Source organism: Streptococcus henryi DSM 19005 (assembly GCF_000376985.1).
In the GTDB taxonomy this organism is placed as follows: domain Bacteria; phylum Bacillota; class Bacilli; order Lactobacillales; family Streptococcaceae; genus Streptococcus; species Streptococcus henryi.
Genome location: NZ_AQYA01000018.1, coordinates 17,662 through 32,564 on the forward strand (window position 1 = coordinate 17,662; position 14,903 = coordinate 32,564).

Genomic DNA, 14,903 nt, shown 5'->3' on the forward strand with positions numbered 1-14,903 from the left:
TCTTCTCCTGCTTCTATTATATCCTATTTCTCTGAATAGGGATGGATGGGATTGGCTTTGTAGACAAATATCATGGCATGATAAAGGTCTTTGGGAATTTGTTTGATGCGATGGCTATTTGGTAATAGGTGCATCAAGAAACTGTAACCCTCTCCAAGACTTCCCATAGACATGGGTTCAGAGATAAGGTCAGATGTCTGACCTTCCTTATCTACAGAAGCAAAATCAAGATAGTAAAATCCGCCATAATTCTTGGCCTGAGCCGCTAGAGGATCCGCAGAATTAAAACTGTGGTTACCACGACCAATATCCTGACCAATAGTATTGATATTGACTTTTGTATGGAAGTAATCCGTTCCGATAACAAAGTATTGGTCACTAAATTTTTCCTCGAGGTGCTGTCCCATAGTCTTATAGTTAATGTCCTTAAGTGCCACATGCCCATTATGCCCTGCAATCATGATAGCTTCATGGCCTCTAGACTTTTCTAGCTCCTGAATCCAGGCCACATTCTCCGCCATGCACCTATCACGGAAATTATTCATGCTAACATAGTCAGTCATGTAATCCTGATAATAGTCTAAACCTTTGAAGATGCAATTGATTTCTTGGGAAATAAGCTGCGCCTGTCTCGTCATTTGGTCCGAAAGAATCTTTGTTTGAATATCATGTAGGACTTGGATAAGGGCTGTGCGATCAGAATCAGAGAGTTGATTGAGTGCTTGTTTGAGAAGATTAAGTGTATTCTTATCGTCATCACTTAAATCAATTTTCTGATTTTTGCAGTAAGTTAGAATAGGCTGTATGCCATTACTAGGATTCTGCATATCAAAGCCATAAAAACTAAGTTGTTGGGACTCATCCTTATCGCTATTATAGTCTTTCATCCATTCAATCAATTTTTTTATTTGATCTGTACGGTATATTGTAAAGTCTAGTGATTCAACGATGTCATCAAGATTCCCTTGTCTCTTACGGATATAGTCATCAATAAGCAGGCCTTCTCCAAAATCCATTTCTAGAGCAAAGGATTTAACACCTTCATTCTCTACTAAGGTCTGTAAGACTGCTAGTTTAAGCTCTTGAAATTCAACATTCCCATGACTGGCTTCCCCGAGAGCAATAATCTTAGTCTTGTCAGGAATATTAAGTTTAGAGACGCCTTGTGCATAGTTATTTAGATCTGAAATTTTTCGCTCTGCCATTAACTGTGGGCCAAAGACCCACAGGGCATCCGCTAAAGCCAGTAATGTTAGGATTGATAAAAGGATTAGCCCAAACCATTTTAGGATTTTCTTTAGGATTACCATTTTCTCTCCTTAATAGTTGTCTTTGCTAGGTCGTCTGCCTGACCAATACCAGATAGACAAGCTTGTTACTGCTAAAGTCACGATAGTGACGATTGTGATAAAGCTATAAAGATCAATTCTTGTCATCATGTCTTCCTCCCAGATTAATACATTTTGATAGTCCATAGATGATTGGACAGATTAGTGCTATAACACTCCAAGACAAAAGGATAATTATAATTTTCAATATTTTCATAGTCATGTCCTCTCTTGATAAGTCTATTATAGTCCATTCCTTGTCTCTTAAACTTACACTCTATCCGTCAAATCTTACAGTTTTGTAAGTTTTATTCAAATGATTTTTGCTAGAATTTGCTATAATGAGATAAAGATTCTGGTAAGGAGAATGCAATATGGTAAAAAATTCTAAATGGACAAAGGCCTTAGGTTCTGTCAGCAAGGTTATTGCTGTATTGCCTGATACCACACAAATCATCGGTAAGGCGATTGACAATACGCGTCCCATTATTGAAAAGGAATTAGATCGTCATAACGACCGTAAAACGGCTTATATTGAATTAGACAACGTTATCCATCTTGATTTTGAAGATGCTAAAGAAATTTTAGAAAAGCAAGGTTTTCTTGTTCGTGGGATTACCGTTAATCCTAATGTCAAGTATGCCAATGCTCCTCTTAACCAAGTTGTCAGAATGTACCCTCGCACCAAGAAAGCTAAGGTCGGCTCTCTGGTCAAGCTCTATTACACAGACCAAGAAGTCGTCAATGCCTCTTATATACTTGCGGAAGAACAGCGTGAGAAAAATGAGCAACTGGGTCAAAAAGTTGTTGATACAGTAACTGGTGTAAAGTCAGTCTTTAAGCAGAAAAAAACACCAAAAGACGTTACGCCTCCTGGTGGAAAATAAATATCGTCATTTGAAGAACTTTGGTCGGTCGTCACAATCGACTTGACCTAATCCAATTGAGAGAATAATGTTTTTTAAGACTAACTTCCAAGAGCCTTTCCCCCAGACTGATTGGTGAAAGTTCTTCATTCGTTTATAGTTTATTGCAGCACTCAGTCGAGTGCTTTTTTACTGACTTTCGTCAGATAGTCATGGCTATCAAGTTGTTCTTGTGGATTTTCTTGATCTTTGAGTACAATCTCATAAATACTGCTTGCTTTTTCGTTGAGCAATGGCAGAGCTGCTTTCCAGTCAATCTTCCCTTGACCAAGCGTCAAACTGTCATGAGTTTTTCCCATAGAATCAACCAAATGATAATGTACCGTTTGATTTTTTAAGAGAGCAAGCGACTTTTGCAGCGCAGCATTGTCCCCAGAAAGTGAAATAAAAGCATGGGAAACATCATAGGCTAAGGGGTAGCCTCGTCTCACTAACTCCTGGTCAAAATCAGGATCACCGAAAGAAAAGAGCGGAGTGATACCATTTTCAAACATGATTCGGTCTTTACCCAATTCCCAAAAAGCATCCATACGAGAAAAAAGATAGGCCTGTGCTTCTTCTAGAGAGTTAAAAGGCGCCATCAAGTCGTCTTCCCGCATTTCATAAGACCCATGAACCAATACCTTACAATCCTTTTCCTCGGCTATGTCAAGTAAGCTTTTAGTTGAATCATTAATGAAGTCAACCAGTTCAGCATTATTTGAAGGATGAGCCACCAATTCCATAAATTTTCCTTTATACTTCATTGGGTGATGGATAATAATGTCTGAAACTCCGGCAGACTTGACTTTATCAATGGCTTTAGCTAGATGGTCAAGTCCCTCTTGACTGAAGTCTGCTTCAGATGTATAAAATTCAAAAATTTCAGGCTTATGAATGAGGCGACTTTCAATCTGTGCCTCACTTGAACTGCCTTTTAAACCCAAACGTATTTGAAAAGTCATAACTCTTACTCCTTTCTAGCAACTGCTTATTCAAACTGACCGAGGTCTTGCTTTAATAGATAGAAGAAGATATCTCCGTAGTTGCCAGAATATGCCAAATCATGGCCATTATATGATAATTTCACCACTTTATAATGGTCTGCCAGATTAATAGAACAGCTTTGCTGAGATTGTTCAAAAGCAGCGTAAGAATCAAAAGTGATGGTTTGTTCTTGTTTTGCAGCATTAAGATAAGTGATTTCAAGCATGATTTTTTCCTCTTTTGTAAAATAGCTAGCGCTTTATAGTAAAAGTCTACTCCTTCATTGACACATCGTCAAAGATTTAGCTTATTTTCCCGTATTTTTTAGTAATGGTTCAAATAAGATTTAAAATGTCTTAGGACTATTAAAAATATAGCTAATATTTGGTATAATTAAGAAAAACACTAACTAGGAGGTCAAATGAAACAGAAACAAATTGAAAGAAATTCATTAATTATTTCATCAGTTGTCAACTTTCTAACAGGTGTTGCCGGTATTATTGTTTTTATCTATACTGGGATGAACTCACTCTTCCTTGATAGTGTCTTCTCCATTATTGCTTTTTTCTCTTCGGTTATTGCCTTTTTCATTTCAAAAAATAGCCATAAGAGGACTAAAAAATTTCCTCAGGGTCTTTATTTTTTAGAGCCATTGTATGCGGTTTTTAAATCGATTGCCATTCTTTTTTTGCTTATGGTTACCTTTATCGAAACCAGCCAAACAGCCTACAGCTACTTCTTCAACCAAATAGGGCAACCGATTACTACAGGTCCTGTTCTCAACTACACCTTTACGGTAGCTATTATGTGTCTTCTACTAGGTTACTACAACCGTCATCAAAATAAAAAAATGAACAATATCAGTACCATTTTGGCCGCTGAGTCAAAAGGTAATATCATTGATGGTTTGATTTCATTGGGAATCGGTTTGGCTGTGTTGCCCCTCTACTTCTTCGATATCAACAGTCAATTGGGTTTCTTGCACTATACAGGTGACTTCTTCATCTGTTTGGTTCTCATTATTATCTCAATCAAGGATCCTATTATGATTTTGATAGAAGCTTTTGGGGAATTGACACATGCCTCAATCAACGACCATGACATTATTGCAACAGTTGAAGAAATTATCGCTCCTTACATTCTTGAAAATGAAGGTGATCTCGATATCCACATTCACAAGCAAGGCATGCGTATCACCGTCAGCATTTATATTCTAAGCGTCGAAGATACAGATTTCATTCAACGTTTGGCAGAAAACAAGGCTAGCTTACTAAACCAATTACGCAAGAAATACCATCATATCACAGTTGAATATACATTCTAAAAGACTTTCTACGTGAAGGTCTTTTTTGACCATAAGAAAACAGAGCAGGTTACATTGCTCTGTTCATATATTCTTTAGACAGTAAGATAAGATTCCAAATCATTAAGGGCACGCTCTGCGATTTTCTCGTAGCGTTCTTTCTTGTCACGAATGCGTGGGCCTTCCAGTTCTTTGATGATACCGAAGTTGACATTCATTGGTTGGAAATGTTTGCTTTCGGTATGGGTGATGTAGTAAGGAAGGCTTCCGATTGCTGTTGTTTGTGGGAAGACCACTGCTTCTTCACCCTTGAAAAGGCGGGCTGCGTTGATTCCAGCAACCATACCTGCTGCTGCTGATTCTACATAGCCTTCTACTCCTGTCATTTGTCCAGCAAAGAAAAGGTTGGGATTGCTGCGAGATTGGAAGGTTTGCTCCAGCAAGTTTGGTGAGTCCATGTAGGAATTACGGTGCATGACACCGTAACGGACGAATTCCGCATTTTCAAGGCCTGGAATCATTTGGAAGACCCGCTTCTGCTCGCCCCACTTGAGGTGGGTTTGGAAACCAACGATGTTATAAAGGCTTCCCGCAGCATTGTCTTGGCGCAATTGAACAACGGCGTAAGGCGTTTTGAAGTCACCGTCACGTGGTCCCTTGTAGTCTTCTGGGTATTCCAAACCAACGGGTTTCATTGGTCCGTAAAGCATGGTCTTGATGCCACGTTTAGCCATAACTTCGATTGGCATACAACCTTCGAAGTATTTTTCTTTTTCGAAGGAATTAAGCGGTGCTTCTTCTGCTGTTGTCAAGGCTTCGTGGAAGGTCATGAATTCTTCCTTGGTCATTGGACAGTTGAGATAGGCAGCTTCGCCCTTGTCATAACGAGACTTAAGGTAAACCTTAGTCATGTCAATGGTTGACTTGTCGATGATTGGTGCTGCCGCGTCATAGAAATAGAATCCGTCACCGCCATTGAGCGTGTGAATTTTTTCAGCAAGGGCATCCGATGTCAATGGCCCAGTAGCAATGACTGTGATGGCATCATCAGGAATCTCGGAAATTTCACCACGAATGACTTCGATAAGGGGATGATTGTGGAGCTCAGCGGTTACAGCCTCCGCATAACCTTCTCTGTCCACGGCCATGGCACCACCCGCTGGCACGCGGTTAGCTTCGCCATTTCGCAAAATAATAGAATCCAGACGACGCATCTCTTCTTTGAGGAGACCAACCGCATTGGTTAGGCTGTCGCCACGGAAAGAGTTTGAGCAAACAAGCTCCGCAAAGTTGTCAGTCTTGTGCTGGGGCGTTGCTTTGACCCCACGCATTTCGTAGAGCTTGACAGGGATACCACGCTTGGCAATTTGGTAAGCCGCTTCAGAACCAGCCAAGCCAGCCCCGATAACGTTGATATAATCAGCTTTTTTTATGGATTGAGACAAAATACTAATACCTCTAGTCAGTTGCCTGACTACTGCCTGGGAGCTACCCAGAACAGAACCTTTCTATTTTTGATACTGACTTATTATAACAGAAAATGCCCACTCTGACGAGTGGGGAAGTTCTTGGTATCATTAGAAAAAACAAATCCAAGCTGCTAGCAAAGTACTTAGGATACTAAAGAGTGAACCAATCAGATAGTATTCCGCGAAGGCTGGGCTCTCAGAAATTTTATTGTATCTAGCAATTGATTTAGCAGTGAAAACCAAGCCAATTGAAGCAAATTGACTAAAGATGATGCAAATCCCCATAACAATGCGTTCCAAAAGTCCAATCGTTGCTCCTGCACCTGGAATGGTATCCATTTTTTCCACTTCATCTGGCTGGAAGCGCTGGAAAAAGATGCGAAAGGCAATGTTTGTTGGCTTGGTGATGAGAGTCAGGAATAGGCATAGATTCAGGATAGTTGGACTTATCCATGACGGAAGTGTCATCTCTCTAGTTAAAAAGCTGAGCAGAACGATGATTAGCAAATGTAAGAGCTGATCCAAAACAAAGCTGCCAGTCTTTTTTAATCTTAGAAGTTTTGCTATGTCCAATTTAAAATAATCAAGAAGCGCGTGACTAAAAAAGATGGCCAGAGCTACAAACCAAAGTTTAGGAATCCCTACCACTGCAATAATGAGGGGAACGGCTACCCAAATCAGATGAATGCCGAGGTATTTGATTTCTCTGCTTTTTCGATCAGCAACCACTTGACTCTGGAGATGAAAATCCGCTAGAAAATGCGCGATTAAAAGTATAGTAAGTGCTGGATTTGACTTGAGTATTGTTGAAAGTCCACTAATCATTCGATTCCTCCTTAAGGCTTTCTTGGAGCATAGCTAGCGCTGTTTTTCGAGTTCTGAAATAAACCTTGAGGCTAGAACTCTTTAAACGCTTTGAGAGAGCACTGGCGTTTAAACCTAACCGCTGACCCAACTCTTGTTGATCAAAGTGCTCATCATAAATATCCATATCTAGAGCAGTCTCAAAAACCAGCTCTTGACTAGCACGCCAATCAGCCTTAATAGCTTCTCCAGCCGCTAAAATAGCATTGATTTGCTCAGCTTTCAATACATCTTCAAGAGCAACTGCCATCTGAGTGTTCCCATAATCATTGTTTTGATGGATATTGTTAATAGCCTTTCTAGCAAGCCAATAAGCGGGGCCGTCAGCTCCAATGCTCAATTCAGGATTGATATCCGTAACAATCTCACCCAAACCGATGCCGAAACGAATCTGAATAGGCTTGAGGGCTAATATAATATCATCAATAAGGTGGAATAGCGGAGCTTCTGTACTCAACAGAGCCTGAAACTCATCTCCCAGCGTGATGGAAAATTGGGAAACAATGAAAGTACCATATTTCTGGTTGATGGTTTTAAGACACTCTTCTAGTTTCTTTTGAACGTGATAACGATTATCTAACTTCTTAGAATCAATCAGGTCACCAATTAATGCAAAATAAATCATCTTTAGCTCCTTTCTTAAGTCTATTATAACGGACTTTTTGTAAAAAGTCTATTATAACGGACTTTTTTAGAAACTTCCTTTGTAACGGACTCAAAAATAGATTCTAGATTTTTGACAAAAGAAAAAAGTTTACATAAATAATATTATGTAAACTAAAGCAATTTTTATTTAATTTTAGCTTCTTGGTAATCACACTCTTCATTACTGCAGACAACTTGTTTGCCTCCACCACGAATTTTCTTTTCAACTAGGAAATCACCTGATTTTGGACATGAGCGACCAACTGGTAAATCCCATGATGTGAACTCACACTCAGGGTAACGGTCACATCCATAGAAGAGACGGTTACGTTTTGTTTTACGTTCAATAACCTGACCTTGACCACAAGTTGGACAAGTGACACCAATCTCCTTGGTGATGGCTTTGGTGTTGTGACAGTCTGGGAAATTGCTACAAGCATAGAATTTTCCGTAGCGACCAAGTTTGATTACCATAGGGTGACCACAGAGATCACAATCAAAACCAGCAGGCTCATCCTTGATTTGAATCTTCTCGATTTCTGTCTCTGCTTTTTCCAACTCTTTTTGGAAAGGTTTGTAGAAGGCATCGATAACTTTCTGCCACTGCTCTTTACCAAGCTCGACCTCATCCAATTTTCCTTCCATCTCAGCCGTAAATTTGACATCTACGATATCAGGGAAGAATTCAACAATCAAGCCATTGACAATTTCACCTAGTTCTGTTGGTTCAAAACGTTTTGCGGCAAGGTGCACATAATAACGTTTTTGAATGGTCTCAAGTGTTGGTGCATAGGTAGATGGACGACCAACTCCATTTTCTTCTAGGGTTTTAATCAAAGTTGCTTCAGAATAGCGAGCAGGCGGCTGTGTGAAGTGTTGCTCAGGCTGTGTATTAACTTTCTTAACGATGTCACCCTCATCCATTTCTGGCAACATCTTATTCTTATCAGAATCGTTGTATACTGCCAAATAACCATCAAATTTAATTTGGCTACCATTAGCAACAAAGATGACACCATTCTGTGAAATATTGACCTTCATGGTATCAAAGACTGCTGCTGTCATTTGACTGGCAACAAAACGATTCCAAATAAGTGTATAAAGTTTAAGTTGGTCCTTGTCTAGGTACTTAGCAATACTTTCAGGCGTATGGAAGACGCTAGATGGACGGATAGCCTCATGGGCATCTTGAGCACCAGATGCGTTTTTAGTACGACTGCCATGCTTAGAATACTTTTCACCAAAACGATCAGCAATAAAGTTAGCAGCGTCATTTTGCGCCACAGGACTGATACGTGTCGAATCGGTACGCATGTAAGTAATAAGACCTTGATGGCCTGCAGGTCCAAGATTGATCCCTTCGTACAATTGCTGCGCTACCATCATGGTTTTACGGGTACGGAAATTAATCTTATTAGCAGCGTCTTGTTGCAATGATGAAGTTGTGTAAGGAAGAGGTGCATTTCTGCGACGCTCCTTCTTCTCAACCTTATCGACATTGAAGTCATCGCCTTTAATGCGAGCAAGAACTTCCTTGACATCGTCATTATTGTGCAATTTCAGTTTTTTACCATCTAAACCATAGAAAGAGGCTTGGAATTTACGAGTGCCTTTTTTGAAGGCACCATCGATTGTCCAGTACTCTTCGGGCTTAAAGGCTTTGATCTCATTTTCACGATCAATGATAAGTTTGAGAGCTACAGACTGTACACGACCTGCAGAAAGACCTTTTTTGACCTTCTTCCATAAGATAGGTGAGATAGAGTAACCAACAATACGGTCTAAGACACGGCGCGCTTGCTGTGCATCAACCAAGTCCATGTTGATTCGACGTGGTTCAACAAAGGCATTCTTCACGGCATCTTTTGTGATTTCATTGAAGACAACACGGTTATCATCGTTCTCATCCAAATCAAGAATATGAGCTAAGTGCCATGAAATAGCTTCTCCTTCACGGTCCGGGTCACTTGCCAGATAAACTTTTTTAGCTTTTTTAGCCTCTTTTTTAAGGTCATTAATTAAAGGACCTTTACCACGAATATTGATGTATTGAGGTTCATAATTATTGTCAAAATCGATAGACATTGTTGATTTTTTCAAATCACGAATATGTCCAACAGAAGCGACAACTTTGTAGTTTCTACCTAAGTACTTTTCAATTGTTTTAGCTTTGGCAGGTGATTCCACAATAACTAGATTTTTTTGTGGTGCCTTTTTCTTACTAGTTGTTTTTTTAGAAGCAGTTTTAGTTTTTGTAGCTGTCGCCATATATACTTTCTTTACCAATATTGTATGAATTTGGGGTAATGTCATTTTCAAAATGGAAAATGACGAACAAGAACTCATACAATAATTATCCTTTTTGCATTTTTTCTTTATAAACCTCTAACATAATAACTTGCTTTTTGGAAACTGTCAACAAAAAAACTTTCTCCTATAGGAGAAAGCTGATTAGTGAGTGATTTCAGAAAGTATATCAAATCCCGAGGTGACGCACTTTGCGCCCTCTTGAATAAGATGGTGACAGCCATCAGATTTTCCGTCTAAAATATTCCCAGGAATGGCAAAAACTTCTCGTCCTTCTTCTAAGGCACGTTCACAAGTAATAAGACTGCCTGAGCGCATTTTTGCTTCTGCAACGATGACACCTTGAGAGAGTCCGGCGATGATGCGATTACGATCAGGAAAGTGAAATTTCAAGGGCTGCTCACCAACGGCATACTCTGTCAGCAAGAGATGATTCTTCCCGATGTATTCCTGAAGCCTACGATTTTCTTTAGGATAGAAAACATCCAGTCCAGTTCCAATAACTGCAATAGTAGCTCCGCTATTTTTCAAAGTAGCCACATGAGCGCTAGTATCGATGCCACGCGCCAAACCAGAAACAAGAACGAAGTGATTGCCCAGCTCCTTGATAATCTTCTGAACGGACTTGGTTCCTGTTTCCGATGCGGAACGCGCACCAACTACCGCGAGTTTAGGTTTCTGTAAGAGTTCAAGGTTTCCTTGGTAAAATAGCAGAGCTGGCGGATTGTAGATATTCTTGAGTTCCAGCGGGTATTCCTTGTCTAGTATCGAAATACTAGGATATAGATTAAAGTCCTGTCGCAATTCTTTGATGTTTAGATTCTTATATGCTTCAATAAATAAAACAGGATTTTTACACTTAGAAACAACAGCCATATCGCGCAAAGACAAGGATTTCCCCACCCGCTTTTGATAATCTAAAATATTAAGGATATTGAGGTTGGACAAACCAGCCTTCTTGAGTTTAAATAATTCAAAATTGTTCATATAGTCCTCCTATATAAACTATTCGAAAAAAGCTCCGCAAAATAGCAGAGCATGAAAATTATTATAGTTCTTTAATGACGCGAGCTGGATTTCCAGCCACAACCACATTATCACCGAAGGATTTGGTTACTACAGCTCCGGCACCGACGACCACATTGTCACCAAGTGTCACACCTGGTAAGATAGTTGCCCCGCCGCCAATCCAAACATTGTGTCCGATGGTAATTGGGGCTCCATATTCAAGCCCAGCAATGCGTTCTTTGGCATCGAGTGGGTGTAAAGGCGTTAAAAGCTGAACATTTGGCCCCAGCATGGCATTATCACCGATTCGGATTTCACAGACATCCAAAAAAGTTGAATTGAAATTGGCATAGAAGTTTTCGCCAACATGGATATTAGAACCATAATCACATACGAAGCGTGGTTCAATCATGATATTATCACCAGTTGTACCAAACCAGTTCTTAACCAGTTCTTTGCGCTTGTCACGGTCAAGTTCATTGTTAAAGGCAGCCATCTTCTCACGCGCTGCCAAGCGTTCTGACTTCAAATCAGGATCAGCTGCATCGTAAAGCTGTCCTGCTAACATTTTTTGGCGTTCAGTCATCATAAATCCACCTCTTTTAGTTCTAGTATTGCAATACTAAGTCACATTAACATGCTTTTGATTGGTTCAAATGTCTTTCTATGAATGGGTGTTGGACCAAATTTATCCAAACCTTGCAAATGCGCCTTGGTTCCGTATCCTGCATTATGGGCAAAGTCATAACCTGGGTATTTCAAATCAAAATCAGCCATGATGCGGTCACGTGTCACCTTGGCAACAATAGATGCTGCGGCGATTGACAGCGAATTGGCATCGCCTTTAACGATGGACTCCTGAGCAATATCAACTTCTAGTTGCATAGCATCTATGAGCAAGTAGTCAGGCTTGGTCACTTGCCCTTCCAAGTTATCAATAGCTTGGAGCATAGCCATCTTGGTTGCTTGGTAAATGTTAACTTGGTCGATAGCAGTATTGTCTTGCATACCAATACCAACAGCTAGGGCTGCTTCCATGACTTGATTATATATCTCTTCGTGTTTTGATTTAGGAATCTTCTTAGAGTCATTGAGACCTTTGATTTTACAGCCATTTGGCAGAATGACACAGGCTGTCACAACAGGACCTGCTAAGGGGCCTCTGCCGACCTCATCAATACCAGCGATGACTTGATAGCCTTTTTGGTAGGCAGCTTTTTCGTAGCGCAGCATTTCTTCCAAACGCAAGTCTTCATCGATGTCAGCCTGAATGGCCTTTTTACGCTGTCTAATGGCTGTTTGGACACCAGCTCTGCTATCTGCTTCAAAGTCAGCCCAAGCGGGGTCTGACAGCTGAGTGATAGTCGCTAATGCTTCTTTGACTTCCTTAATTGTCGCCATTTTCTTCTCCAACAATATCGAGAGTATAACGCCCTAGTTTTCCGTCACGCACTTCTTTGACAAAGAGATTGTAGAAACGGTCATAATCGTCGCGGAAACCGAGTTTACGAGTCATTTCCATGATGATTTCAGGTGCTTCATCGTCCAAGTTGATGCCTTTAAAGCGCTCAAGCAGACGATCTGGATAATGAGCCTTGAAGTAATTAAGTCCAAAGATTGTCACCTCATCCATAGGAAGAAGCTGATCCTTGATAGCACCAGTCAAAGCCAGTTTAAGCCCAACCACTTGGTCCTCAAATTTAGGCCAGAGAATCCCTGGTGTGTCCAGGATTTCAAGGTCCTTGTTAGACTTAAGCCATTGTTGCCCTTTAGTTACCCCAGGTTTGTTTCCGACAACGGCAATTTTCTTACCAGCCAGGCGGTTCATGAGGGTTGATTTTCCAGCGTTAGGGATGCCGATAATCATGGTACGCAAGGTCTCTTTTTGGATACCACGCTCGCGGAGCTTGGCAATCTTGTCCGCCATTAAGTCCTTAGCTGCGTCCGTCACTTTCTTAACTGTTGACTGCTCCTTAGAGTTAATCGCCAAGGTCTTAATCCCTTGGCTCTCAAAGAAGATGCGCCATTCAGCCGTACGAGCACTATCAGCAAGGTCAGCCTTGTTTAAAATCATGAGTTTTGGCTTGTCGCCCACAATCTTAGTCAGCATAGGGTTCTGACTAGACAAGGGCAAACGAGCATCAACTAGAATCGTCACAAAATCGACGTGTTTAATGTTTTCCTGCACCTGACGGCGCGCCTTGGACATGTGCCCAGGGAACCATTGAATTGTTGCCATGAGTTTATAAATCCTTTCGTAGCAAGGTTTTTCGTTTGAAAAACCTGCCTGTTTTTTATTAGGCACCAAACAGGCACCAAGATTTTGTATTCACCAAGTTAACCTATAACCAACAACCTTTTGTTTTCCTTCTCTTAAATAAGAAATATCAAATGACTTGTAATATTTTGATAAATCTTTCTTAAGCTTAGGAATTATATTTGCAGTTATATGCCTAGGTGTATAAGTTGATTTTAGACCAAGTTTGTCTCTAAAATCATCTAAAGAAAATTCAATTATTTTTGAATCAAGATTATTTTCTATTTCATCATTTAATATTTTGGAATATTTGCTAGACCAAGATTTTAATGCTTCAAATCTAAAATTATTTCTATCAATAAATTTATCTAAGGCTTTAACAGTTTGATTTTGAGATATTCCTTGACTATGAGTATACAACATAGTTGTTTCATAATTAGCATGTCCAACACGTTCCATAATTTCTTTTATAGCAACTTTCATACCCTCACTTTGTAAATAGGTAATATGCATATGTCTAAAGGAATAAGGGGTTACATGCTTTGTCCATTTGAAACCGTATCTCTCTTCGCAGTTTTTAATAAGATCAGTTTCAACACGAGCAAGTACTTCCCGGAAAGAATGCGAAGTTATTGGTGAACCGTATTCTGTTCTAAAAACACTCTCAGAGAATGTAAATGCTTCGCAAGGATTTTCAATCGCATAGCGGTCAAACTCTTCACTTCGATGTATAGCCCTTAATATAGCATCACAAGCCACTTTAGGTAAAGCAACATCTCGATCAGCATTTATTGTTTTAGTTTCATCAAAGTAGAATTCTGAAACTTTCAAATCATGATATTGCAAAGCCTTATCAATATGTAGTATACCTCTCTCAGCATCAAAATCTTCCTTTGTAAAAGCAGCTTCCCCGATTCGCAGTCCTGAAAATAGTAAAACTATAGCCAAGTCATAATAATTCGGGTTTCTTCTTCGACTTAGTGTTTCAAAGAAAGCTCTAATTTCATGAATTTCTAAAAACTTTGCTTCTCGTTTTTTCTTTGTTTCACGCTTTTTCTCAAGGGACGTTTCTAGCTTTATTACAGACATTGGTGAAAACTGAATAACATTATAAAGAACACCGTGGTTAAAAATTTTGTTACAAGTGCTTTTTATATGTATCATAGTAGATTGTGACGCATTATATTTCTCCATATAGGTAGTCAAACACTTTTTCATCAATAACGGTGTTAGACGTTCGAGTAAATAATCATCACCAATAATTTCACCAAGACGTTCTATCACAAAAGCCTCTCTTTTTAATGTCTGAGGTTTTACTGATACTGACCAGGTTTCTAGCCAACTCATCTTTAACTCTCCGAATGTTCTTATCAACTGGGGATTAAATTGAGCTTCACTGCCATTAACTAATCTCTCAATTTTACCTTCGAGCTCGCGTTCTGCTTGTTTTCGAGCGCGACTTGTGTTTTTATGATAACTTACAACAGCTGTCTTCCACTTGCCAGTTAGAGGATCCTTATATTTATCTACAACTTCGTATCGAGTAACTCCTTTTGAATTAGTTTTTGTTCTATAGTACATTTTCGTTTCCTTAAACTTGAAAAGAAAAATCAATCATAGAAATATAACCATTTTATATTATATCATGATTCTCTTTATTTTACCGCCCTCTGCTTCCATCGTTTGTGTCAAGTTATTCTCGGAAAGTTTTTCAAAAGTCCTAAATCCATTTCTTCATTTGTCCAATTGGACTACTTGTTGCACCGTTTAGTGGGATAGTCGCACTTGGGATAATATGCTGGTCGTGCTGGCCTTTCTGCAGGAGTTTTC

General features: G+C 39.7%; 14 protein-coding genes. 2 read left to right on the top strand and 12 right to left on the bottom strand.

The window, feature by feature from the left end:
* Positions 1–23 precede the first annotated feature (23 nt).
* On the bottom strand, positions 24–1,310 hold the full coding sequence (locus F601_RS0101045; RefSeq protein WP_018163822.1) for an erythromycin esterase family protein: 1,287 nt from the start codon (positions 1,308–1,310) through the stop codon (positions 24–26).
* Positions 1,311–1,702: 392 nt separating this feature from the next.
* Here F601_RS0101045 and F601_RS0101055 point away from each other — a divergent pair, with 392 nt between their 5' ends.
* The gene (locus tag F601_RS0101055) at positions 1,703–2,215 is read left to right on the top strand and encodes a PASTA domain-containing protein (RefSeq protein ID WP_018163824.1); all 513 of its coding nucleotides are present in this window, start codon (positions 1,703–1,705) and stop codon (positions 2,213–2,215) included.
* Between the two features lie 152 nt (positions 2,216–2,367).
* Here F601_RS0101055 and F601_RS0101060 read toward each other — a convergent pair whose 3' ends face one another.
* Both F601_RS0101060 and F601_RS0101065 read right to left on the bottom strand, forming a co-directional pair.
* Positions 2,368–3,198, bottom strand: coding sequence for an apurinic/apyrimidinic endonuclease family protein (locus tag F601_RS0101060; protein ID WP_018163825.1), 831 nt, complete (start codon positions 3,196–3,198; stop codon positions 2,368–2,370).
* 26 nt (positions 3,199–3,224) lie between these two features.
* Positions 3,225–3,446, bottom strand: coding sequence for a DUF4649 family protein (locus tag F601_RS0101065; protein ID WP_018163826.1), 222 nt, complete (start codon positions 3,444–3,446; stop codon positions 3,225–3,227).
* A 195-nt stretch (positions 3,447–3,641) separates the two neighbouring features.
* Between F601_RS0101065 and F601_RS0101070 the strand changes: the two genes are divergently transcribed.
* On the top strand, positions 3,642–4,544 hold the full coding sequence (locus tag F601_RS0101070; protein ID WP_018163827.1) for a cation transporter: 903 nt from the start codon (positions 3,642–3,644) through the stop codon (positions 4,542–4,544).
* A 74-nt stretch (positions 4,545–4,618) separates the two neighbouring features.
* Here F601_RS0101070 and trmFO read toward each other — a convergent pair whose 3' ends face one another.
* The 9 genes from trmFO to F601_RS0101115 all read right to left on the bottom strand — a co-directional run bounded on the left by trmFO (position 4,619) and on the right by F601_RS0101115 (position 14,654).
* Positions 4,619–5,968, bottom strand: coding sequence for a methylenetetrahydrofolate--tRNA-(uracil(54)-C(5))-methyltransferase (FADH(2)-oxidizing) TrmFO (trmFO, locus tag F601_RS0101075; protein ID WP_018163828.1), 1,350 nt, complete (start codon positions 5,966–5,968; stop codon positions 4,619–4,621).
* 132 nt (positions 5,969–6,100) lie between these two features.
* Positions 6,101–6,817, bottom strand: coding sequence for a DUF3307 domain-containing protein (locus tag F601_RS0101080; protein ID WP_018163829.1), 717 nt, complete (start codon positions 6,815–6,817; stop codon positions 6,101–6,103).
* A complete protein-coding gene (locus F601_RS0101085; protein WP_018163830.1) occupies positions 6,810–7,481 on the bottom strand; it encodes a SatD family protein in 672 nt (223 codons plus the stop codon). Before F601_RS0101085 ends, F601_RS0101080 begins: the two co-directional genes overlap by 8 nt.
* Before the next feature lie 164 nt (positions 7,482–7,645).
* Positions 7,646–9,769 (bottom strand): type I DNA topoisomerase, encoded by a 2,124-nt coding sequence (gene topA, locus F601_RS0101090; protein ID WP_018163831.1) that lies wholly within the window; start codon positions 9,767–9,769, stop codon positions 7,646–7,648.
* A gap of 183 nt (positions 9,770–9,952) precedes the next feature.
* The gene (gene dprA, locus F601_RS0101095) at positions 9,953–10,795 is read right to left on the bottom strand and encodes a DNA-processing protein DprA (RefSeq protein WP_018163832.1); all 843 of its coding nucleotides are present in this window, start codon (positions 10,793–10,795) and stop codon (positions 9,953–9,955) included.
* Positions 10,796–10,856: 61 nt separating this feature from the next.
* Positions 10,857–11,405: a sugar O-acetyltransferase gene (locus tag F601_RS0101100; RefSeq protein WP_018163833.1), complete on the bottom strand. Its 549-nt coding sequence runs from the start codon at positions 11,403–11,405 to the stop codon at positions 10,857–10,859.
* A 38-nt stretch (positions 11,406–11,443) separates the two neighbouring features.
* A complete protein-coding gene (locus F601_RS0101105) occupies positions 11,444–12,217 on the bottom strand; it encodes a ribonuclease HII (protein WP_018163834.1) in 774 nt (257 codons plus the stop codon).
* Complete coding sequence (gene ylqF, locus F601_RS0101110) at positions 12,204–13,055, bottom strand: ribosome biogenesis GTPase YlqF (RefSeq protein WP_026183048.1); 852 nt, start codon at positions 13,053–13,055, stop codon at positions 12,204–12,206. The genes F601_RS0101105 and ylqF overlap by 14 nt, the downstream gene beginning before the upstream one ends.
* A gap of 90 nt (positions 13,056–13,145) precedes the next feature.
* Complete coding sequence (locus tag F601_RS0101115) at positions 13,146–14,654, bottom strand: tyrosine-type recombinase/integrase (RefSeq protein WP_018163836.1); 1,509 nt, start codon at positions 14,652–14,654, stop codon at positions 13,146–13,148.
* Between the last annotated feature and the right edge of the window lie 249 nt (positions 14,655–14,903).